18 protein-coding genes are annotated in these 21,515 nt (G+C 67.0%); 9 read left to right on the forward strand and 9 right to left on the reverse strand.

The features are described from left to right. Positions 1-150: 150 nt before the first annotated feature. Positions 151-924 (reverse strand): MBL fold metallo-hydrolase, encoded by a 774-nt coding sequence (locus RPC_RS03745; protein ID WP_011471222.1) that lies wholly within the window; start codon positions 922-924, stop codon positions 151-153. A 9-nt stretch (positions 925-933) separates the two neighbouring features. Further along, a complete protein-coding gene (locus RPC_RS03750) occupies positions 934-1,872 on the reverse strand; it encodes a DMT family transporter (protein WP_011471223.1) in 939 nt (312 codons plus the stop codon). Positions 1,873-1,969: 97 nt separating this feature from the next. Here RPC_RS03750 and RPC_RS03755 point away from each other — a divergent pair, with 97 nt between their 5' ends. Further along, positions 1,970-2,833 carry a LysR family transcriptional regulator gene (locus RPC_RS03755; protein ID WP_011471224.1) on the forward strand — a complete coding sequence of 288 codons (864 nt, stop codon included), beginning with the start codon at positions 1,970-1,972 and terminating at the stop codon, positions 2,831-2,833. A gap of 118 nt (positions 2,834-2,951) precedes the next feature. On the opposite strand, the gene pdeM is transcribed toward RPC_RS03755, so the two are convergent. Further along, a complete protein-coding gene (pdeM, locus tag RPC_RS03760; RefSeq protein WP_049766176.1) occupies positions 2,952-3,647 on the reverse strand; it encodes a ligase-associated DNA damage response endonuclease PdeM in 696 nt (231 codons plus the stop codon). A gap of 129 nt (positions 3,648-3,776) precedes the next feature. Beyond that, on the reverse strand, positions 3,777-6,494 hold the full coding sequence (locus RPC_RS03765; protein ID WP_011471226.1) for a ligase-associated DNA damage response DEXH box helicase: 2,718 nt from the start codon (positions 6,492-6,494) through the stop codon (positions 3,777-3,779). Positions 6,495-6,795: 301 nt separating this feature from the next. Between RPC_RS03765 and RPC_RS03770 the strand changes: the two genes are divergently transcribed. After that, on the forward strand, positions 6,796-8,139 hold the full coding sequence (locus RPC_RS03770) for an outer membrane protein (RefSeq protein WP_011471227.1): 1,344 nt from the start codon (positions 6,796-6,798) through the stop codon (positions 8,137-8,139). A gap of 315 nt (positions 8,140-8,454) precedes the next feature. Here the strand turns inward: RPC_RS03770 and RPC_RS03775 are convergent, their stop codons facing one another. Next, positions 8,455-9,381, reverse strand: a complete 927-nt coding sequence (locus RPC_RS03775; RefSeq protein WP_011471228.1) for a methyltransferase domain-containing protein — start codon at positions 9,379-9,381, stop codon at positions 8,455-8,457. Positions 9,382-9,470: 89 nt separating this feature from the next. Here RPC_RS03775 and RPC_RS03780 point away from each other — a divergent pair, with 89 nt between their 5' ends. From RPC_RS03780 to RPC_RS03800, 5 genes are all read left to right on the forward strand, one after another. Beyond that, on the forward strand, positions 9,471-10,511 hold the full coding sequence (locus tag RPC_RS03780) for a ligase-associated DNA damage response exonuclease (protein ID WP_041801364.1): 1,041 nt from the start codon (positions 9,471-9,473) through the stop codon (positions 10,509-10,511). After that, a complete protein-coding gene (locus RPC_RS03785) occupies positions 10,508-12,244 on the forward strand; it encodes a cisplatin damage response ATP-dependent DNA ligase (RefSeq protein ID WP_011471230.1) in 1,737 nt (578 codons plus the stop codon). The genes RPC_RS03780 and RPC_RS03785 overlap by 4 nt, the downstream gene beginning before the upstream one ends. A gap of 73 nt (positions 12,245-12,317) precedes the next feature. Then, complete coding sequence (locus RPC_RS03790; RefSeq protein ID WP_011471231.1) at positions 12,318-12,617, forward strand: DUF6460 domain-containing protein; 300 nt, start codon at positions 12,318-12,320, stop codon at positions 12,615-12,617. A gap of 70 nt (positions 12,618-12,687) precedes the next feature. Continuing rightward, entirely contained in the window at positions 12,688-13,956 is a 1,269-nt protein-coding gene (locus tag RPC_RS03795) for an MATE family efflux transporter (RefSeq protein ID WP_049766177.1), read from the forward strand. Between the two features lie 38 nt (positions 13,957-13,994). Further along, positions 13,995-14,729 carry an MBL fold metallo-hydrolase gene (locus tag RPC_RS03800; protein ID WP_011471233.1) on the forward strand — a complete coding sequence of 245 codons (735 nt, stop codon included), beginning with the start codon at positions 13,995-13,997 and terminating at the stop codon, positions 14,727-14,729. Positions 14,730-14,938: 209 nt separating this feature from the next. Here RPC_RS03800 and RPC_RS03805 read toward each other — a convergent pair whose 3' ends face one another. Together RPC_RS03805 and RPC_RS03810 are read right to left on the reverse strand one after the other, a co-directional pair. Beyond that, positions 14,939-16,033, reverse strand: a complete 1,095-nt coding sequence (locus tag RPC_RS03805) for a quinone-dependent dihydroorotate dehydrogenase (RefSeq protein ID WP_011471234.1) — start codon at positions 16,031-16,033, stop codon at positions 14,939-14,941. Then, entirely contained in the window at positions 16,030-16,374 is a 345-nt protein-coding gene (locus tag RPC_RS03810) for a DUF952 domain-containing protein (RefSeq protein ID WP_011471235.1), read from the reverse strand. The genes RPC_RS03805 and RPC_RS03810 overlap by 4 nt, the downstream gene beginning before the upstream one ends. Before the next feature lie 304 nt (positions 16,375-16,678). Between RPC_RS03810 and RPC_RS03815 the strand changes: the two genes are divergently transcribed. Both RPC_RS03815 and RPC_RS03820 read left to right on the forward strand, forming a co-directional pair. After that, positions 16,679-17,305, forward strand: coding sequence for a S24 family peptidase (locus tag RPC_RS03815; RefSeq protein ID WP_011471236.1), 627 nt, complete (start codon positions 16,679-16,681; stop codon positions 17,303-17,305). Between the two features lie 90 nt (positions 17,306-17,395). After that, on the forward strand, positions 17,396-18,148 hold the full coding sequence (locus tag RPC_RS03820; protein ID WP_011471237.1) for a carbonic anhydrase: 753 nt from the start codon (positions 17,396-17,398) through the stop codon (positions 18,146-18,148). Between the two features lie 1,140 nt (positions 18,149-19,288). Here the strand turns inward: RPC_RS03820 and RPC_RS03830 are convergent. Both RPC_RS03830 and RPC_RS03835 read right to left on the reverse strand, forming a co-directional pair. Further along, positions 19,289-19,624, reverse strand: a complete 336-nt coding sequence (locus tag RPC_RS03830) for a hypothetical protein (RefSeq protein WP_041801367.1) — start codon at positions 19,622-19,624, stop codon at positions 19,289-19,291. Positions 19,625-19,983: 359 nt separating this feature from the next. Then, a complete protein-coding gene (locus RPC_RS03835; protein ID WP_011471239.1) occupies positions 19,984-21,441 on the reverse strand; it encodes a glutamate synthase subunit beta in 1,458 nt (485 codons plus the stop codon). Positions 21,442-21,515: the final 74 nt, after the last annotated feature.

The following is a 21,515-nucleotide window of genomic DNA, read 5'->3' on the forward strand; positions in this document are numbered from 1 at the left end:
CCTGGAACGGTCCCGGCTCGCGACGTCGCGCCAAGGGCGCGGCATCGCGTCCGGGACACGAAGCCTTGAGATCGGTCTTGATCTGATCGGTCATCGCGATCCTGCATTCCTGCAGCGAAGCAAACGTAGCGCGGGCAGGATGGTTCCGCGTCAGGAACCAAGGATCTCGGTCGCCACGCCGGGCTCGAGGATGATCAACCGCCCACCAAAGCCGAGCGTGTCGAACGAGACCTTCAGATCGCTCTGGTTCTGCCGGAAATGCGCCCAGCCCTCGGCATGCAGCGGCACGATCACCGCGTCCGGAAAGGCGCGCGCCGTCTCGATCGCGTCGTTGGTATCCATCGTGAGATGGAATGGGCCGCGAGTCTGCGCCGCGCCGGCGAACGGCAGCACCACGGACGCCTCGAAGCGGCGCGCCACTTCGGCCGTGCCGTCGTACCAGACGGTGTCGCCGGTGACGTAGATCGAGCGGCTGCCGGGCGATTTCGGGCCGACGACAAAGCCGATCACGTCGCCGGCGAACGGCTCGATCCCGGCCGGGCCGTGGCGCGCCGGCGTCGCGGTGACGGTCAGCGCGCGGCCGTCCGGGGCCGTCAGTTCAGTCGTAGCCCACGGCGCGAGGCCTTCGGCGTGGCTGCCGAGGCGTTGCGCGGCGATCTCCGTGGTCAGCACGCGCTTGGCACTTTTCAGAAATGCCTTGCCGGCATGATCGAGATTGTCGGCGTGCTGATCGTGGCTGAGCAGCACGGCATCGACCGGACCGATCGCATCGGCACTGAGCGCCGGGCCGGTCAGCTTTTGCAGCGTGACATGCGGCAGCGGATAGTCTCCCGGCGCATCGAAGGTCGGATCGGTCAACAGCCGAAAGCCATCGATTTCGATCAGCGCAGTGGGGCCGCCGACCAGCGTGATACGTAACGACATTGACCTCTCCTATTCCGCAGGTGCGGTTTTCACTGCGGTTACCGGCCCGGCCGCCGGCCGGGTCACCAGATAAATTCCGAGCGCGACCGGGATGATTCCCAACAGGTCGCGGGCATCCAGATGTTCGCCGAGCACGATCCAGGCGAACAGCATCGCCAACGGCGGCATCACGAAATGCCAGGCGCTCGCCGCGCTGGCGCCGCAGACATGCAGCAGGTGAAACCAGAGGAAATACGCGAAGATCGATCCGCCCAGCACCAGAAAGCCGAACGCCCAGAACAGACGCGCGCTGGGCACGATGTCGCCGACGTTCGCCAGCGTGGCGGCGAAGGGAATCAGCACGAGGCCGCCGGCGATATTCTGGATGCCGTTGCCGATCCACAGGCTGCCCTTCGGCGCCAACAGCTTGAACAGAATGGTGCCGCTGACGATCGAGGCCAACGCGGCGAACGTGAACAGGATGCCGCGCAGGCTGTCGGTGCCGATCGCCATCCGATGCGAGACGATGAAGCCGACGCCGACGATGCCGAGCAGCAGCCCCGCGACCTTGCGCCAGGTCAGCGGCTCATTGAGCAACAGCGCCGCCAGCACCGCGGTGAACACCGGATTGGAACTGACGATCAGCCCGCCGAGCCCGGCCGAGGTGTTCTGCAATCCGGTGTAGCCGAGCCCGAGATACAGCGCGTTGTTGGCGATGCCGAGCACGGCGCAGACCGCGACGTCGCGCCACGATAGCGTCCAGGCTTCGCCGCGCAGCAGCGAAAATCCCAGGATCAAAATGCCCGCCAGCGAAAACCGCGCCGCCAGCAGGATCAACGGCGGACAATCGGTGACCGCGACCTTGCCGGCGACGAAGGCGAAACTCCACAGCACGCAGAACGCCGCGATGATGAGCGGCAACGGCACGAGGCGAGGGCGGGAAACGTCGAGCGGCGGCGCAAGCGACATGGGCGTTTTCTCCTTGCGGCAAAGCTAAGGCGTCCGATTGCCATTCGGAAATTAAATGATAAAATCCAGTTCAGTGGAAAATCGAATAGGGCGCGCCATGCTCGATCTGGAATTGCTGCGCAGCTTCGTCGCGGTGGTCGACGCCGGCGGATTCACCCGCGCCGGCGCCCGCGTGCATCGCACCCAGTCGACCGTGAGCCAGCAGATCAAACGGCTGGAGGATGACCTCGGCCAGGCGCTGCTGAACCGGACCGGCAAGGACGTCACCCCGACCGAATCTGGCGAGCGGCTATTGTCCTATGCGCGGCGGCTGTTGTCGCTGGCGGAGGAAGCCCGTGACGTGGTGGCGCGGCCGAATGGCGAGGGCGCGGTACGGCTCGGCATTCCGGAGGATTTCGCCGCCTACCGGCTGACCAAATTGCTGGCGAGCTTTGCCCGCTCGCGGCCCGGGCTGCGACTCGACGTCCGCGCCGCCCAGAGCGTCGATCTCAAGCGCGACCTGGAGCGCGGCGACCTCGATCTGGCGCTGCTCAAGCGCGCCGCCGAGGGCCGCGACGCCATCGCGGTGTGGCCGGAGCGGCTGCACTGGATCACCAGCGGCAGCCATCCCTGCGACGCCAACGCGGCGTCGCTGCCGCTGATCTTCTTTCCGACCGGATGCCTGTATCGCGCCCGCGCGATCCACGCCATCGAAAGCGCCGGGCGGCGCTGGCACATGGCCTATTGCAGCGCCAACCTTGCCGGGATTCAGGCCGCGGTCGCCGCCGGCCTCGGCCTCAGCATCCTGCCGGCGATCGCGATCCAGCCCGACCATCGCCGGCTGACCGCCAAGGACGGCTTCGCCCCGATCGACAGCACCGAACTGGCGCTGGTCGCCAGCCCCGACGCCAGCCCGGCGACGCTGCGGCTGGCCGACCGCCTCGCCGAATTCTGCGACGCCATTCAGGCCAAGGCGGCGTGAATTCAGACGACATGCCGCTCAAGCAAAAAGACTCGAAGTGACACGCCCGCTAAGTGATAAGCCCCGTCATTCCGGGTTCGCTCGCCAGGGCTCGCGCCCCGGAATGACGAGAAAAACCTCAGCAGCAGCGCGACGCGGCGATGGCGTGCAGCCGGCGATCGCCCAGCAGATGCGCGACGAAGCCCTGCGGGGTGAAGATTTTCGCGAACGCCTCGTGGCGGATGTTGAGACCGCCCGCATAGGCGCCGAACGCCGGCATCACCATGCGTCGGCCGTCGCAGGCAAAGCAGCGCCGCTCCATCGCCCGGCCGCGCGTGGAAACCCGCGCCTTCGGATGCAGATGGCCGGCGATTTCGCCGATCGCGCCGGTCGGCTCATGGCGGAATACGACCGCGCCGACCGCCACTTCGTTAGCGATCGCGCCGCCGAGATCGCTCGGCAATGCCGGGTCGTGATTGCCCGCGATCCAGATCCAGTCACGGCGCGCCTGCAATGCCCCGAGGATCTCGCGGTTGGCGTCCGACAATCGATCATGCGCATCGCGATCGTGAAAGCTGTCGCCGAGCGCGATCACCGTCTTCGGAGCGTAGCGCGCGATCACCGCGCCGAGCCGGCCCAGCGTGGCGATGGTGTCGTAGGGCGGCAGCATCACGCCGCGCATCGCGAAGCTCGAGCCTTTTTCCAGATGCAGGTCGGAGACGATCAGCAGCCGCTCGGCTTCCCAGTACAACGCACCGGAGAGGTCGGCGAGCAGCGTGACGCCGGCAACGATCACGGTCTGCTCCCCTCCCCCTTGCGGGGAGGGGTCGGGGATGGGGGGCCAAGCGGTCCGCCTTTTCAATTGAATGACGTGCCCGGGGCACCCCCCACCCCGACCCTCCCCCGCAAGGGGGGAGGGAGAAGGCCGCCGATGTCGCGAGAGTCGAGCCACGCCATTCGATCCTCAATCACCCATCGCCTCGCGCACCAGATCCTCGGCGGCTTCGGCCAGCAGTTCGTCGGAAGCTTCGCCGTACACCGCTTCGCGGCCGATTTCCAGCATCACCGGCACCGCCAGCGGCGACACCCGGTCGAGTTCCTTGTGGACGATGCGGCCCTTGATGCGCTGGAGCATATCACCGAGCCGGCGGATATCGAGCAGGCCGGTGGCCGCATCGGCGCGCGCCGCCCGTAAGAGCAGATGATCCGGCTGATGCTTGCGCAGCACGTCGTAGACCAGATCGGTGGAGAACAGCACCTGCCGCTTGCTCTTTTCCTCGCCGGTGAAGCGCCGCGGGATCAGCCCGGAGATCACCGCGCAACTGCGGAAGGTGCGCTTCATCAACGCGGATTCCGCAAGCCAGGCTTCGAGATCGTCGCCGAGCATGTCGGGATCGAACAGCGCGTCGAGATCGAGTTCGCCACGGCGCACCATCTGCGATAGGTCGCCGAGGCACCACACCGCCAGCGCATATTCATTGGCGACGAAGCCGAGTGGTTTCGCGCGACTGCGTTCCAAGCGGCGGGTCAGCAGCATGCCTAGCGTCTGATGCGCGAGCCGGCCCTCGAACGGGTAGCACACCAGATAGAGCTTGTTGGCGCGCGGGAAGGTTTCCACCACCAGTTCACGCGTGCCCGGCACCAGCGACAGCGAGGCCTGCAGCGACAGCCAGTCGCGCACCTGATCGGGCAGGGTGCTCCAGGCGCGCTGGTCGGCGAGCAGCTTGCGGACCCGTTCGGCCAGATAAGTCGAGAGCGGAAACTTGCCGCCCATGTAGGACGGCACGCGGGCGTCCTTGTCGTGGGCGCGGGACACATAGGCCACGTCCTCGACCAGCGACTCGTAGCGCACCACCTCGCCGCCGAACACGAAGGTGTCGCCGATCAGCAATTGCTCGATGAAATACTCCTCAATCTGGCCGAGCATCCGGCCGCCGCGGCCGAGCGCGCCGGTGTGGCCGCCGCCGTCGCGCGACGAGCGCACCAGCTTCACCTTCAGCATGGTGTCCTCGACGATGGTGCCGACGTTGAGGCGATACATCTGCCGCACCCGCGGGTTGGTGACGCGCCATTGCCCGGCCTTGTCCTGCTTGATGCGGGCGAAGCGCTCGTAGACCTTCAGCGCGTAGCCGCCGCAGGCTACAAAATCGATGGTGTCGTCGAAATCCGCTCGCGTGAGGTCGGCATAGGGCGCGGCGGTCCGCACTTCTTCATACAGTTCGTCGGCGGCAAACGGCGCGCCGCAGGCGCAGCCGAGCACGTGCTGCGCCAGCACGTCGAGCGCGCCCAGGCGCAGCGGCGGGGTGTCCTGCGCGTTCTCCGCGACGGCGTCGATCGCCACCCGGCATTCCAGCACTTCGAAGCGATTGGCCGGCACCAGCACCGCGCGCGAGGCTTCGTTCAGGCGGTGATTGGCGCGGCCGATCCGCTGCATCAGCCGCGAGGATCCTTTCGGCGCGCCGACATTGATCACCAGATCGACGTCGCCCCAGTCGACGCCGAGATCGAGCGACGAGGTGCAGACCACGCCGCGCAATTTGCCGGCCGACATCGCGTCCTCGACCTTGCGGCGCTGCGCGACGTCGAGCGAGCCGTGATGCAGCGCGATCGCCAGATTGTCGTCGTTCATGCGCCAGAGTTCCTGGAACAGCATCTCGGCCTGGCTGCGGGTGTTGACGAACACCAGCGTGGTGGTGTTGCGCCTGATCAGATCGTAGATCTCCGGCAGCGCGTGGCGCGCCGAATGCCCGGCCCAGGGCAGCCGCTCCTTGCTGTCGAGCATCTCGACGATCGGCTGCGCCGCGCCGCCGGCGACCACGATGTCGGCGGCGGAGGTTTCGCCAGGCGGCTGCGGCACCAGAAAGCGGGCCAGCTGCTCCGGCTCGGCCACCGTCGCCGACAGCCCGATGGCGCGCAGCTGCGGCGCGATCCGCCACAGCCGGGCGAGTCCGAGCGACAACAGATCGCCGCGCTTCGAGGTCACCAGCGCGTGCAATTCGTCGAGCACGATGCGCCTGAGCGAGCCGAACAGAAACGGCGCGTCGTCGGAGGCGAGCAGCAACGCCAACTGCTCCGGCGTGGTCAACAAGATGTCCGGCGGATATTTGCGCTGCCGGCCGCGGCGCGACACCGGGGTGTCGCCGGTGCGGGTCTCGACCTTGATCGGTAGATTCATCTGCGCGATCGGCGCCTCGAGATTGCGCGCGATATCGACTGCCAGCGCCTTCAACGGCGAGATGTAGAGGGTGTGGAGGCCTCTGCTACGGGTGACGCCGCGGCCGAGGGAGATCGATGCGGTCAGTTCAGAAGCAGCCGTCTCCCCTCCCCCCGCGCGCGCAGCGCGTGGTGGGGAGGGGTCGGGGGTGGGGGGCATCGGCCTCACCGCGCGCGCGGCATCCGCGGCGATACCCCCCACCCCCGACCCCTCCCCCCCGCTTCGCGGGGGGAGCGGAGCGCGCATGTCGCGGAGCAAGCCCGGGCTCAACTCCACCAGCGTCGGCAGAAACCCCGCCAGGGTTTTGCCGGCGCCGGTCGGAGCGATCAACAGGGCGGACCGCTGCGCGCGGGCCTTCGCCAGCAGTGCCAGCTGGTGCTGGCGCGGCGACCAGCCACGCGCCGCGAACCATTGCTGGAACCGCTCGGGCAGCGCATCGAGAGGGACAACGGGGTCATCGGGCGGCACCTTTCGAAGCTAGGCATTCGCGCCATCCAGGTCGAGGGCGCCGCGAGGGCCTGCGGGGGCGGCGATACCGATTCGGCGGATATGGTTGAGCTTGCTGGGTGATTCGCGGCTCGCGCGAATCGATTCGCTCGATTCTGCATCGAGATCGGCCGCCACAACCCGGCTGCCGGTATCGCTGGGACCTGATTCCTCGCGCCTGATCAGTCCCTTATGTCGGATTCCTGAACGGTGTGGCTGTGCGGGCACAGACAGCGGCGGGGTGGTCCGCTAGGCTTCGAGTTCAATTCAATTGGGGTGGACCATGAAACGTATTCTCGCCGGCGTCGCGCTTATCGGAACGGCCGTGAGTGCCCAAGCAGCCGACCTGGCCACCAAGGCCCCGTATTACAAAGCGCCGATCGTTGCGGTGTACGACTGGACCGGCTTCTACGTCGGCGTCAACGCCGGCGCCGGCCTCGGCCGCGACCGCGCGATCCAGAACTTCGCTCCCGGCCTGACCAGCACCACCTATCTGCAGCCGTTCGGCGCGCTGGGTGGCGGCCAGATCGGCTACAACTACCAGACCAATTCGCTGTTTGGCCCGCTGGTGATCGGCCTCGAAGGCGATTTCCAGGGCGCCGACCTCAGCGACACCCGCACCACACTGTCGGGTCCGGTGAATTACAGCCAGAAGCTCGATTGGTTCGCCACCGCCCGCGGCCGCATCGGTATCGCCCGCGGTCCGGTGCTGAACTACTTCACCGGCGGTTTCGCGGCCGGCGACGTGCGGACCACCGTCACCGAGGGCGGCTTCACCGCGTTCGACAGCGGCAAGCGCACACTGACAGGCTGGACCATCGGCAGCGGCGTCGAAGCGGCGCTGGGCGGGAACTGGACCGGCAAGATCGAATATCTCCACCTCGATCTTGGCAACAAGACCGACAGCTTCCTCGGCCAGACCCTGCAGACCAGCGTGCGTGAGAACATCTTCCGCGTCGGCCTGAACTATCGCATCGGCGGCAACGGGCTGTACGCGCCGGCGCCGGTCGCGAACTGGACCGGCTTCTATCTGGGCGGCAATTTCGGCAGCGCCTTCGCGCGCAACCGCACCACCGCTTCCATCGGTCCCTTCAGCGAACAGTTCAACCTCGGGCTCGACGGCTTCGCCGGCGGCGGCCAGGTCGGCTACAACTGGCAGGCCTCGAACTGGGTGTACGGCCTCGAAGCCGACTTCCAGGGTTCGACCCAGCGTGACAACGACACCGCGGTGTTGTTCGGCCTTGCCGCCTACGACGCCAAGCTGCCCTGGTTCGGCACCGTGCGCGGCCGGCTCGGCTACTCGCTCGGCTCGACGCTGTTCTACGGCACCGGCGGTTACGCCTACGGCAACGTCAAGACCACCATCACGGCGGGCACCGGCAGCGAGACGATCTCGAAGACCGCGAGCGGCTGGACCGCCGGCGCGGGCATCGAAACCCCGTTCACGCTGCTCGGCCTGGTCGGTCCGAACTGGACCTCGAAGACCGAATATCTCTATGTCGACCTCGGTTCGACCACCAGCGACTTTGCCGGCGGCTTGGCGCCCAACACCATCAAGGTCACCGAACACATCTTCCGAACCGGCATCAACTATCACTTCAATTCGCCGGTGGTCGCCAAGTACTGAGCGTGAACTAACCGCTCGTCAGTTACTGATCGCAGCGACGAACTGATCTGCAAAACCCCGGCCTCGCGGCCGGGGTTTTTGTTTGTAAGCGGCGGTCGGCGGAGCGCGCGCCAGCATCTCCGTTTGGGATGAAAGCATCCAAGGCAAAATACAGTCGTCATTCCGGGGCGCGAGGCCGCAGGCCGAGCGAACCCGGAATCCAGTATTCCAGAGCGGTGAGTACTGGCTCTCAGGCTCACGCGCAGCTCACGCCGCTCGGGCCCCGGAATGACGGCCTGGAACTTTTGAAGCTCGTCACGCCAACTCGAAGAGCCTCTATGGCTGCGCCGCGACGATCACCAGCCCCGGCACCGGCACGCCGGCTTCGCTGCGCGCCGACGCCTGCTCCAGGTGCTTTACGACCAGGCCCGCGGCCGCCATGGCGCTCTGCAGATAGCGCGCGCCATGGGCGTAGCGCAGCCCGGCGCCGAGCACGACGCCGTCGCTGTCATGGGTTTCCGCCGTCAGCGCCAGCAATCCATCCGGCGCCAGCACCCGCGCGGCTTCGATCAGCAGCGGGTTGACGTCGCAAAGATAGCCGACGACATCGGCGGCAAGGATCAAATCGGCGCTGGCGGTCGGCCGGTCGCGCAGCGCATCGACCACCTCCGCTTCCTCCACCTGGGCGTAGCGCTTGGTGGCGCGGGCGCGCTCCACCATGCGCGGCGATAGGTCGAAACCGATCATCTCGCCGACATAAGGCGCCAAAGCCAAGGCAGCGAGCCCGGTGCCGCAGCCGAGGTCGAGGCCGTGATCGAACCACGCCGGTCGATCCGCCGCGGCGCGCACCGCAAGGATCGCCTGGCGCAGCAGCGCCGGTCCGCGATAGCCGAGATCGTCCAGCACCGCGGCCTCGAAGTTCGGGGCGTATTGATCGAACAGCGCGCGGACATAGCCCGGCGGCATCGCCGCGAGGTCGGCGGCATCCAGCCGCATCAGCCGCAGCGCCGCGCCGTTGCGGTCGTCGGGATCGGTCATCTGCGCATTGCGGAACGCGATCACCGCGCCGTCGCGGTCGCCGAGTTGTTCGCGGACTTCGCCCAACGCGAACCACGCGGTGGCGAAACCCGGCGCCAGGCTAGCCACCTGGACCAATAGATCCTCGGCCGCCACCAGATCGCCTTGGACTTGCAGATCGCGCGCGAAATCGAACCGCCGATCGGCGAGCATATCGCCCGATGACATGAACAGGCGTGCTGGCATTTTTGGAACCGGTGGTCGAACCGGGCATTCGCAAGTGCGGCGCAGGGCGCGGCACTCGAATGACTCCGATGATGACTTATATAGGCACGATGCGTCCACAAGACATCCTGCTGCCGGTCGCCGCCGGATTGTGCTGCAAGCCCGGCGGTTTCCACATCGACCCGGTGCGGCCGGTCGAGCGCGCGGTGATCACCCACGGCCATTCCGATCATGCGCGCCCCGGTCACGGCGCGGTGCTGGCGACGCGAGAAACCCTCGACATGATGCGGCTGCGCTATGGCGAGAATTTCGCCGGCTCCGCGCAGGCGATCGGATACGGCGAGGAACTTCGGCTCGGCGAGGTCACGGTGACGTTTCATCCGGCCGGTCATGTGCTGGGATCGGCGCAGATCGCGGTCGCTTGCGGCGGCACTCGCATCGTGGCGTCGGGCGACTACAAGGATGCGACTGACCCGACCTGCGCGCCGTTCGAGCTGGTTCCCTGTGACGTGTTCATCACCGAGGCGACTTTCGGACTGCCGGTGTTCCGCCATGGCAACGCGGCCGACGAAGTCGCCAAGTTGTTGGCGTCGGTGAAGCTGTTTCCGGAGCGCGCGCATCTGGTCGGCGCTTACTCGCTCGGCAAGGCGCAACGGGTGATAGCGCTGCTTCGCCAGGCCGGCTTTGATGCGCCGATCTATCTGCACGGCGCGATGGAGAAGATCACCAACTACTACGCCCTTCGCGGCGTGGCGCTCGGCGAGCTACGCGCGGTCAAGGGTGTGAAGAAGGCCGATCTCGCCGGCACGATTACGCTGGCGCCGCCATCTGCCACCTCGGATATCTGGACGCGGCGCTTTCCCGATCCGGTCACCGCGTTCGCCTCGGGCTGGATGCGGGTCCGCGCGCGGGCAAGGCAGCGCGGCGTGGAGTTGCCGCTGGTGATTTCCGACCACGCCGATTGGGACGGCCTGACCTCGACCATCAAGGCCACCGGCGCCGGCGAGATCTGGGTCACCCACGGCCAGGAAGACGCGCTGGTGCATTGGTGCACGACGCAGGGCTTGCGGGCGCGGCCGCTCGATCTGGTCGGCTATGGCGACGAGGACGGCGACGCGGCTTTGGCCGCGAGCGAGGACGTCGAGGCATGAACCGCTTCGCCGAACTGCTCGATCGCCTCGCCTATGAGCCCGGCCGCAACGCCAAGCTGCGGTTGATCACCAGCTATCTGCACGGCACCGAAGATCCCGACCGCGGCTACGCGTTGGCGGCGCTGACCGGGGCGCTGTCGTTCAAGCACGCCAAGTCGGGGCTGATCCGCGAACTGATCGCCGCGCGGACCGACCCGGTGCTGTTCGCATTGTCCTACGATTACGTCGGCGATCTGTCGGAAACCGTGGCGCTGATGTGGCCCACGTCCTTCTCCCCTCCGCAACGCGACGTGTCCGTCTTCCCTCCCCGCAAGGGGGAGGGAGCAGGCCGTGCACTTAGCGCGCGCAATGACCCGACGCCGACGCTGACCGAAGTCGTCACGACCCTCGCGACGCTCGGCAAGGCTGAACTGCCGGCGCAGTTGGCGCGCTGGCTCGACGAACTCGACGAGACCGGGCGCTGGGCTATCTTGAAGCTCGTCACCGGCAGTCTGCGGATCGGCATCTCGGCGCGGCTGGCGAAGACCGCGGCCGCAGCCCTCGGTAACAAGGATCCGCACGACCTCGAACTGATCTGGCCGGGGCTCGCGCCGCCCTATCTCGAATTGTTCGCCTGGCTGGAAGGCCGCGCCGAAAAACCGATCAATGCCGATCCGGCGCCGTTTCGGCCGGTGATGCTGGCCCATGCCATTGAGGACGCCGACTTCAACACGCTCGACGCCGCCGATTACATCGCCGAATGGAAATGGGATGGCATCCGGGTTCAGGCGGTCAGCGGTCGTGACCAACACGGCCACCTCATCTCGCGGCTGTATTCGCGGACTGGCGAGGACATCTCCCAGAGCTTTCCGGATCTGTTGCCGTCGCTGCGGCGGCCCGGCGCGATCGACGGTGAACTTCTGGTCTTGCGCGAAAACCGCGTGCAGTCGTTTAACGTGCTGCAGCAGCGGCTCAACCGCAAGAGCGTGACGCCGAAGCTCTTGAAGGACTATCCGATCCACCTCCGCGCCTACGACCTGCTCGGCGACGGCGAGGTGGATCTGCGCACGCTGCCGTTCGAACAGCGTCGCGCGAGGCTCGAATGCTTTATCGCCGAATTGAACGATCGGCGCATCGACCTGTCGGCGACGATCCCGTTCGCCGATTGGCAGGCGCTCACCGCGGCGCGCCAAGCTCCGGCCAACGCCGGAGCCGGTCTCGACGCCGCCGCGGTCGAGGGCGTGATGCTGAAGCGCCGCGACGCGCCGTATCTGCCGGGCCGGCCGAAGGGGCAATGGTGGAAGTGGAAGCACGACCCGCACGTCATCGACGCGGTGCTGATGTATGCGCAGCGCGGCCATGGCAAGCGCTCGTCGTATTATTCCGACTATACCTTCGGGGTGTGGACGAGCGGCGAAGGCGGCGACGTGCTGGTGCCGGTCGGCAAGGCGTATTTCGGGTTCACCGACGAAGAGTTGCTGCAGATCGACCGCTTCGTCCGCCGCAACACCACCGAGAAATTCGGCCCGGTCCGCCATGTGGTGCACGAGCCCGATCAAGGCCTGGTGCTGGAAGTGGCGTTCGAGGGCTTGGCGCGCTCGCCGCGGCACAAATCCGGGGTGGCGATGCGGTTTCCGCGGATCAGCCGGCTGCGCTGGGACAAGCCGCCGCGCGACGCCGATCGCCTGGAGACGCTGCAACGGCTATTGACCGCGGAGGCCGCAATTCCGCCCGCCGCGGCGTCCGGCCATTGACGGGGCCGCGTCGGTTCCCCATTTGCGTGTCTCTTGTTATGATGCGCGGGTTCATCTGCGCGCGGGAGGATCGATGCCAAACGACACGAGGGATTTGCCGGCGCGCGACGACGGGTTGACGCGGTTTCTCGGCGGCTCGCCGCTCGCGGTGGCGTTTCGGCTGGCGCTGATGTCGCTGTTGGTCGGCGTGGTGCTGGCGGCGATCGGCTTCGATCCCTGGAATATCATTACCAGCATCCGGCTGCTGTTCATCCGGGTCTGGGAACTCGGTTTCGATGCCATCAACGGGCTGTGGCGCTACTTCCTGCTCGGCGCCGTGGTGGTGATTCCGATCTGGCTGTTGTCGCGACTGTTCGGCGCGCCGCGCGCTTAACGAGACCGGTCGCTTGTCGTCGGGCGCCAACGTCAGCCACCGGCGGGTGTTCGCCATCGCCGGTCCGGCGATGCTGGCCAATCTTACCACGCCGCTCCTGGGCATCGTCTCCACCGCCGCGATTGGGCGGCTCGGCGATCCGCATCTGCTTGGCGGCGTCGCTTTGGCGTCGGCGGCGTTCGACTGCCTGTTCTGGCTGTTCGGCTTCCTGCGGATGGCGACGGTGGCGTTCACCGCGCAGGCGCTGGGCGCCGGCGACCGCGACGAGGTCCGCGCCGTGGGCTTGCGCGCGCTGCTGCTCGGCGGCGCCATCGGGCTCATCCTGATCGCACTGCAGGTCCCGCTGGCGGCGGCGATCTTCCGCCTGATGGGCGGCAGCGAAGCTGTCACCACCGCGGCGCGCGAATATTTCTTCATCCGGCTGTGGTCGGCGCCGATGATCATGGGCAACTACGTCGTGCTCGGCTGGCTGATCGGCCAGGCGCGGCCGCGGCTGGCGCTGGCGATCCAGGTCGGCATCAACCTGATCAATATCGGCTTCACGCTGTTGCTGGTGCTCGGGATCGGCAAGGGCATCGCCGGAGCCGCGATCGCCACCGTGATCGCCGAAGGTTGCGGCCTGATCGCCGGGCTGAGCATCGCCTGGTCGATCCTCGGCGGCCGGATCGGCGTGCCGCGGCATCTGCTGTTCGACCGTACCCGGTTGTCGCGGATGCTGGTGGTCAACCGCGACATCCTGATCCGGACCGCGGCGCTGATAGCGGCGTTCCTGTTCTTCACCGCGCAGAGCGCGCAGGCCGGCGACCTCACGCTGGCCGCCAACGCGGTGCTGTACAACTTCCTGATGATCGGCTCGTTCTTTCTCGACGGCCTCGCCAACGCCGCCGAGCAGCTCTGCGGCCAGAGCTTCGGTGCCCGCGATCGCGCCGCCTTCGGCAAGGCCGTCAAACTGGTGCTGGGCTGGAGCGCGCTGTTCGGCATCGCGGTCACCGGGCTGTTCGCGATCACCGGCAATGCGCTGATCGAGGTGGTCACCACCAGCCCGGAGGTGCGTCGCGCGGCGCGTGAGTTCATGCTGCTGGCGGCGTTGGCGCCGGCTTGCGGCGTGATGGCCTATTGCTACGACGGCATCTATATCGGCGCCTCCTGGGCGCGGGAGATGCGCAACCTGATGCTGGTCGCGTTCGCGGCCTACCTTGCCGCCTGGTATCTGCTGATCCCGCTCGGCAATGCCGGGCTGTGGATCGCCTTCCTGTCGTTCCTGCTGATCCGCGGCCTGCTGCAGGCCTGGCGCTATCCGGCTATGGTACGGGTATCGTTTCCTCGCGGAAAACCCTAGGCTCGGCCAACGGCGGTCAGGGATCAGCGGATCAAACCATGCAACTGCGCTTTGTCGGCTGCGGCGATGCGTTCGGCTCCGGCGGCCGGCTCAACACCTGTTTTCACGTCAGCGGCGAACAGGTCAATTTCCTGATCGATTGCGGCGCCTCGTCGCTGCCGGCGCTGAAACGCTACGGCATCCTGCGCGACGACATCGATCTCGTCCTGATCACGCATTTCCACGCCGACCATTTCGGCGGGGTGCCGTTCCTGTTGCTCGAGGCGCAGTTCGGCAAGCGCAAGCGGCCCTTGGTGATCGCCGGACCGCCCGGCATCGAATTGCGGCTGACTCGGCTGATGGAAGCGATGTTCGAGCATTCCTCGTCGACCAAGCAGCATTTCGAGCTCTCGGTGGTGGCCATCGAACCGAACGAGACCCGCGAATTCGGCGCGGTGAAGGTCAGCGCATTTCCGGTGGTGCACGGCGATTCCGGCGGGCCGTTCCATGCCTATCGGATCGAGGCGGAGGGCCGCACGCTGGCTTACAGCGGCGACACCCAATGGACCGAGACGCTAGTCGGAGCCGGCCACGATGCCGATCTGTTGATCGCCGAAGCCTATACCTACGACCGGCCGGTGAAGAACCATCTCAGCCTGAAGACGCTGGAAACCCATCTGCCGGAGATCAATCCGCGGCGGCTGATCCTCACCCATATGAGCGACGAGATGCTGCGCAAGCTCGATGCGGTGCCGCACACCGCCGCCAGCGACGGGCTGATCGTCGAGTTGTAGTTCAGGAGTCCCGGACTGGTCGGCTGACTCGTCATCCTGAGGTGCTTTTCCGCAGCGCGGATGCGCTGCGGAAAGCCTCGAAGGATGACGCCGCAGGACTGGCGTTTCGGACCGCGAGCGTGCGGCGCATCCTTCGAGACGCCCGGCTACGCGCTTCGCCGGGCTCCTCAGGATGACGCAGCGATTGGTGTCGTCTTCAGCGACAGCGCTTAAACCGGCCAGTCTTCCGCGGTGATGGTGGGCGCATCGGCGCCGACGATTTCGCCGAGCGAGTCCCGGCCGGTGCGCAGCAGCGTCGAGGCGAGGTCGGTCTTGATCGCGTCGAGCAGTCCGAGGCCTTTGTAGATCAGCGACGAATACAGCTGGATCAGCGTGGCGCCGGCGCGGATCTTGGTCAGCGCGGCGCCGCCGGAATCGATGCCGCCGACCCCGATCAGCGGAAACGCCCCCTCGGCGCGCACGAAGGTTTCCGCCACCATCCGCGTCGACAGCCGGAACAACGGCCGGCCGGACAGCCCGCCGGGCTCTTTCGCCCGCGCCTTGTCGCGCAGCGCCTGCGAGCGCGACAGCGTGGTGTTGGCGACGATCATGCCGTCGACCCGGCGCGAGCGGGCGATGTGCACCACGTCGTCGAGTTCGTTCAGCGTCAGATCCGGCGCGATCTTCAACAGCACCGGCGAATCGCCGGCATTCTGTTGCACGCGGTCGCGCGCCTCGATCACCCGCGCCAGCAGGTCGTCGAGCGCTGCGGCCTGTTGCAGATTGCGCAAGCCCGGGGTGTTCGGCGACGACACGTTGACGGTGAAGTAGCTCGCCACCGGCGCGAAGGTCTCGATCAGCCGGACGTAGTCGGCGACCCGATCGAGCGAATCCTTGTTGGCGCCGACATTGACGCCGACGATGCCGCCCTGATTGGCCCGCGCCGCGAGCCGCCGCAGCACCATTTCGGCGCCGTCATTGTTGAAGCCCATGCGGTTGACCACCGCCTCGTCGCGCTCCAGCCGGAACAGCCGCGGCCGCGGATTGCCGGATTGCGGCTTCGGCGTCACGGTGCCGATCTCGACGAAGCCGAAGCCCAGCCGCAGCAGCGCGTCCGGCGCCTCGGCATTCTTGTCGAAGCCCGCGGCGATGCCGACCGGGTTGGAAAAATTCAGCCCGAAGGCGCGCACCGCGAGTTTCGGATCGTCGTCGCGCGGCCGGATCTGCGGCAATAGCCGCAGTCCCTGGATCGCCAGCCGATGGGCGTCTTCCGGATCGAGCCAGCGCAACAGCGGCAGCGAGAAGGCGTCGAAGGCGCGGATCATGGCGCGAGTTCCGGAATGGCGTGGGAGCCGTCGGAGCGTAGCGGCAATTCCTTGACCTCGATCACCGCGCCGAGATCGAGTTCGCCGTACAGATGCGGAAACAGCTCGTCGTTGCGGGACGCCTCCCAGCGCAGCGCGTCGCCGAGCGCGTCGGCGTCGATCGCCACCAGGAACAGCCCGCTGCGGCCGGCGAAATGCTTTTTCGCGGTCCCCGGCACCTGCGCGGCGGTGGAAAAATGGATGAAGCCGTCGCGGATGTCGTCGGCGCTGCCGGCAAACACCCCCTGGCGTTCGGCTTCGCGCCAGGCCGAGGCGTCACAAATCTTGTAAATGCTGCGCACGCGCCCGCAATCCTGCTCGCATCGGGTGGCGGCCCCAGCCCCCGCCCGCCGTTGAAAAATAATGAAAAACAATGCTCTGCGCGGTGGCTGAGGGCAAAACCGGTTCCCGTTCCGTTGGCCGGGCCAGGCCGGATTGGCGCGCCGTCCGCGGACTGGTTTGGACCGTATCGACGCCGCCGGTTCACTTCAAGGGCAGCGTTTTCGATCCGCGAATGGATTGCGCCGCCGCTCGTCTTGAGGTAATAATTCCTAGTTCGCAGTGGCGGCCGATCCGATCGCCGCCCGCCGGCTCAGGACACACGACATGCTGACCCACGACCAGATCTGGACCGCGTTGGACCGCCTGGCGGAGCGCGCCGGGCTCTCGCCGTCAGGCCTCGCCAAACGCTCCGGGCTCGATCCCACCACCTTCAACAAATCGAAACGCATCACCAATGACGGCCGCGAGCGCTGGCCCTCGACCGAATCGGTGGCCAAGGCGCTGGCGGCGACCAACACCGCGATCGACGCCTTCGTGCAGCTGATCGGCGACGGCCCGCGCGCGGTGCAATCGGTGCCGCTGCTCGGTCTGGCGCAGGCCGGCTCCGGCGGCTATTTCGACGACGGCGGCTTTCCGGTCGGCAAGGGCTGGGACGAGGTCGGGCTGCCCTCGGTCAACGACGAGCACGCCTATGCGCTGGAGATTTCCGGCGACTCGATGAAGCCGGCGTATCGCGCCGGCGACGTCATCGTGGTGTCGCCGGGCTCGCCGATCCGGCGCGGCGACCGCGTCGTGGTGAAGACCCGCGACGGCGAGGTGATGGTCAAGGAGCTGAAGCGGCGCACCGCCAAGACCTTGGAATTGCTGTCGCTCAACCCGAGCCATCCCGATCGCACGCTGGCGCCGGCCGAGGTCGAATGGATCGCCCGGATCGTCTGGGCCAGCCAATAGAGTTTATTTCAAACCGCGCCGCGAACCTTCATCGGTCGGTCGAGACCAATCTGCTATCAGCTTGTGCCATCAACAAATGAGGGATCGTCCATGAACCGTCGTCATGCCTTGAAAGCCCTGGCGGGCCTTGCGCTCTGCCCGGTTTGCGCCTCGACCGGTTTCGCCGCCGAACATCCGCATTGGGGCTACGAGGGCGAAGCCGGTCCGAACCATTGGGGCGACCTCGACGCCGCCAACCAGGTTTGCAGCATCGGCAGCCAGCAATCGCCGATCAACATCGACGGCGCGGTGAAGTCGGACCTCTACGATCTCAGCGTCAAATGGGCGTCGAGCGCCGAAACCATCGTCAACAACGGCCACACCATCCAGTTGAATTTCGCCGAAGGCTCGACGCTGACCCGCGGCGACACCACCTACAAGCTGCTGCAGGTGCATTTCCATCGGCCGAGCGAGCACCTGATCGCCGGCAAGAATTTTCCGATGGAAGCGCATTTCGTGCACCGCGGCGAGAGCGGCCTCGCGGTGCTCGGCGTGCTGTTCCTGGCCGGCGACGCCAACCCCGCCTTCGCCAAGATCGTCGCCTCGATGCCGGAGCATGAAGGCCCCGCGGTGAAGGCCGACGACGCCATCAACCCCAACGACCTGCTGCCGTCGAAGCTCGGCTACTACCGCTACGAAGGCTCGCTGACCACGCCGCCCTGTTCGGAGATCGTCGATTGGCTGGTGCTGGCCGATCCGATCCGGGTGGCGGCCGACGACATCGCGGCGTTCGCCAAGCTCTATCCGATGAACGCCCGCCCGCCGCAGAACGACAACCGCCGCTTCGTGCTGCGCTCGGACTGAGCGCTCGCAGCACGCGCTGCGTTATCCCGGGCGCTTGCAGCACGCGCGACGATCTCATCCTGAGGAGCCCGGCGTAGCTCGCAGAGCGAAGCCGGGCGTCTCGAAGGATGCGCCGCGCAGTCGGCGCACCACCCGTCTCGTCATCCTTCGAGGCGCGCTCCACCAGCGGCGGTTCAAGCCTACTGAAAATGCAGCGAAGATAGTGCGGCACTGCGTTCACCACGTCATGGCCGGGCTTGTCCCGGCCATCCACGCCCCCAAGCAGAGCTGCCGACGTTTCTCGTGGATGGCCGGGACGAAGCCCGGCCATGACGCGGCGAGGTGCACCCTTTCGCAAACGCCGACAGCGCGGAAAGCAGGTGCGAGTCCTGATGGGATGACGGGATGGACGGGCGCCGCTCGGCGCACCGCGGCTTTGCCGCCGGGAACGATGGCGACCATCGCCTCGCCATCCATCGCCATTCAAATTGTCAAACAGCCACGTCCGATAATTCTCAGCCCACGCGCCATCGTTCTCGCGCAACGCCTTGCGCGAGGGGAGCCGGTAGTTTCCCCCCTCGCCAGGTGAGGGGGACGGAGCGCCGCAAGGCGCAACCGTGATTGAGTGGCGCTGCCCGGCGCTGCTCGCAAGCAGCGAAAGGCCGCGCACGCCTTGCGGCGCTCCATCGCGGGATTTGTCGACCCCAGGACCGTGCTTCCGGGGACAGGCGCGATGCACTCCGCACCGCCGATCCGGCGGGCTTTCCCCCGCCTTCACCTGTCCCGCGTCCAGCCAACCAGCAAGTGGCAGAGCCCCGTAGTAGGCCCGGACGGCGACCCGGGGCGTCCCGGGCTTGCGGGTGCGAACCGCGCGCGCAGGACACCGCATCCTTGCTCCGCCTCATGAGCGCCCTCGAGAAGCGCCCCTCGTGAGCGAGGACACGGTGATAGTAAGCGATGGCGCAAAAGCGGGGATTGCTATCCGCACGTTTTTTTGCGGGGTGAATAGTCGCACGTGGCACAGCTCACGCCCTGGCGGCCATCCTTCGAGACGCCCGGCTCCGCTGCGCTTCGCCGGGCTCCTCAGGATGACGGGAAGGAGTGTGGCTGGGTCAGAATGACGGCGATTGGCGTGGCCAACTCAGCCGCGCCGGCACACACTCACTCCACCACCACCAACCAATGCATCGCCAGCAACGCGGCGAACAGGGCGGTGAGGACGAAGCCGGCGAGGAAGCCGCTCAACAGGCCGAGCTTGAAGCCGCGCTGGCGGGCGAGCGCGGCGAGCCTGAGTTCGCGATAGCTTTCAGGGCGCGCGGTCCAGGCGGCGGCGTCGGCCGGGCTCCAGCGCTGGCCGTCGAGGGTGGCGAGATCCTTGGCGATCTTCAACAACAGCTGCATGTCGTCCGCCGCCGGCTCGTTCAACTCGGCGCGGATGCGGTCGAGAACGGCGGTGGCGGTGAGGCCGTCGGCCGGGGCTTGATCTGGATCTGTCATGGCGCGTTCTCTGCCGAATTTAATCCGGCAAACTACGCCAGCGCGCATCGGCTGATAAGGCGGCGATGGTAGGGGGGCGGTCGGGCACGGCGTTGATGAAGGGTTCTCTGCTCGACACAGGTCATGGCCGGGCTTGTCCCGGCCACCCACGCCCACAGGCAGGGCGGCCGATGTTGCCGTGGATGGCCGGGACAAGCCCGGCCATGACGTGGAGAGGTGAGCGTCTCGTTGCGGCCCGCTGTGGCGCGGAGAAGCCGTAGGGTGGGTTAGCGCGCAGCGCGTAACCCACCGCCGCGACAGGGTGGGCGCCATGGTGGGTTACGGCGCAAGGGCGCCTGACCCACCCTACGAAGTCGCGCCTACCTCGGCAGCGTGGTCAGGCCCATCAGGGCCTGGTCGATGGCGCGGGCGCACAGCCGGCCTTCGCGGATCGCCCAGACGACGAGGGATTGGCCGCGGCGCATGTCGCCGGAGGCGAACACTTTCGGCACCGAGGTCTGGAAGTCGGAGGTGGTGGCGTTGACGTTGCCGCGCGGGTCGAGATCGACGCCGAGCGACTTCAACAGCCCGTCATGCACCGGATGCACGAAGCCCATCGCCAGCAGCACGAGATCGGCCTTCAGTTCGAATTCGGTGCCGGGCAGCGGCTGGAATTTGCTGTCGACGCGGACGCAATGCAGCTTGCCGACTTTGCCGCCGGTGCCTTCGAAGGCTTGCGTCAGCACCGCGAAGTCGCGCGCCGCGCCCTCGGCCTGGCTCGACGAGGTGCGCATCTTCTGCGGCCAGTTCGGCCAGGTCAGCGCCTTGTTCTCGCGCTCCGGCGGCGCCGGCATGATCTCGATCTGGGTGACCGACTTGGCGCCCTGGCGGAACGAGGTGCCGATGCAGTCCGAGCCGGTGTCGCCGCCGCCGATCACCACGACATGCTTGCCGGTGGCCAGAATCTCTTGCTTGTCGCCGAGCGACTCGCCCGACACCCGGCGGTTCTGCTGGGTGAGAAAATCCATCGCGAAGTGGATGCCGCTGAGTTCGCGGCCGGGGATCGGCAGATCGCGCGGCGCTTCCGAGCCGCCGGTCAGCGCCACCGCGTCATAGTCCTTGAGAATCTGCTTGGCATCGACCGCGCCGGGGGCGGAGCCGCCGACCGGGGCATTGTAGTGGAAGGTGACGCCTTCGCCTTCCATCTGCGCGACGCGGCGGTCGATCAGATGCTTCTCCATCTTGAAGTCGGGAATGCCGTAGCGCAACAACCCGCCGGCTTTCGCCGCCTTCTCATAGACGTGAACCTCGTGGCCGGCGCGCGCCAGCTGCTGGGCGCAGGCGAGCCCGGCGGGGCCGGCGCCGACCACCGCGACCTTCTTGCCGCTCTTCACCGCGGCGGGCTCCGGCTTCAGCCAGCCGTTCTCCCAGGCGCGATCGACGATGGCGCATTCGATGGTCTTGATGGTGACCGGGTTGTCGTCGATGTTCAGCGTGCAGGAGGCTTCGCACGGCGCCGGACAAATCCGGCCGGTGAATTCCGGGAAGTTGTTGGTGGAGTGCAGGTTGCGCGACGCCTCCTGCCAGTTGCCCTGATAGACCAGATCGTTGAAATCCGGGATCTGGTTGTTGACCGGGCAGCCGGTGGTGCCGGGCGCCACCGCGCCGGTGCCGTGGCAATACGGGATGCCGCAATTCATGCAGCGCGCGGCCTGGTCGCGGGTGTCCTTCTCGTTCAAAGGCACGACGAATTCGTTGTAGTTCGTCACCCGCTCGGCGACCGGCGCGTAGGGCCGGTCGTGCCGGTCGATTTCCAGAAAACCCGTGATCTTGCCCATGAACCCTGACGCCCCTTAACTCTCAATCTGGTCCCGACGTCATCCTGAGGTGCGAGCCCGCTTGGACGCGCCTC

It is taken from the genome of Rhodopseudomonas palustris BisB18 (assembly GCF_000013745.1).
GTDB lineage: Bacteria > Pseudomonadota > Alphaproteobacteria > Rhizobiales > Xanthobacteraceae > Rhodopseudomonas_A > Rhodopseudomonas_A palustris_F.

Excerpts from the sequence above, each read along its gene's own strand:
- RPC_RS03770 (WP_011471227.1), top strand. The coding sequence starts at position 6,796 with ATGAAACGTATTCTCGCCGGCGTCGCGCTTATCGGAACGGCCGTGAGT.
- RPC_RS03785 (WP_011471230.1), top strand. The coding sequence starts at position 10,508 with ATGAACCGCTTCGCCGAACTGCTCGATCGCCTCGCCTATGAGCCCGGC.
- RPC_RS03750 (WP_011471223.1), bottom strand. The coding sequence starts at position 1,872 with ATGTCGCTTGCGCCGCCGCTCGACGTTTCCCGCCCTCGCCTCGTGCCG.
- RPC_RS03795 (WP_049766177.1), top strand. The coding sequence starts at position 12,688 with ATGCTGGCCAATCTTACCACGCCGCTCCTGGGCATCGTCTCCACCGCC.
- RPC_RS03790 (WP_011471231.1), top strand. The coding sequence starts at position 12,318 with ATGCCAAACGACACGAGGGATTTGCCGGCGCGCGACGACGGGTTGACG.
- RPC_RS03745 (WP_011471222.1), bottom strand. The coding sequence starts at position 924 with ATGTCGTTACGTATCACGCTGGTCGGCGGCCCCACTGCGCTGATCGAA.
- RPC_RS03820 (WP_011471237.1), top strand. The coding sequence starts at position 17,396 with ATGAACCGTCGTCATGCCTTGAAAGCCCTGGCGGGCCTTGCGCTCTGC.
- RPC_RS03830 (WP_041801367.1), bottom strand. The coding sequence starts at position 19,624 with ATGACAGATCCAGATCAAGCCCCGGCCGACGGCCTCACCGCCACCGCC.
- RPC_RS03815 (WP_011471236.1), top strand. The coding sequence starts at position 16,679 with ATGCTGACCCACGACCAGATCTGGACCGCGTTGGACCGCCTGGCGGAG.
- RPC_RS03755 (WP_011471224.1), top strand. The coding sequence starts at position 1,970 with ATGCTCGATCTGGAATTGCTGCGCAGCTTCGTCGCGGTGGTCGACGCC.
- RPC_RS03800 (WP_011471233.1), top strand. The coding sequence starts at position 13,995 with ATGCAACTGCGCTTTGTCGGCTGCGGCGATGCGTTCGGCTCCGGCGGC.
- RPC_RS03780 (WP_041801364.1), top strand. The coding sequence starts at position 9,471 with ATGCGTCCACAAGACATCCTGCTGCCGGTCGCCGCCGGATTGTGCTGC.
- RPC_RS03775 (WP_011471228.1), bottom strand. The coding sequence starts at position 9,381 with ATGCCAGCACGCCTGTTCATGTCATCGGGCGATATGCTCGCCGATCGG.
- RPC_RS03835 (WP_011471239.1), bottom strand. The coding sequence starts at position 21,441 with ATGGGCAAGATCACGGGTTTTCTGGAAATCGACCGGCACGACCGGCCC.
- RPC_RS03805 (WP_011471234.1), bottom strand. The coding sequence starts at position 16,033 with ATGATCCGCGCCTTCGACGCCTTCTCGCTGCCGCTGTTGCGCTGGCTC.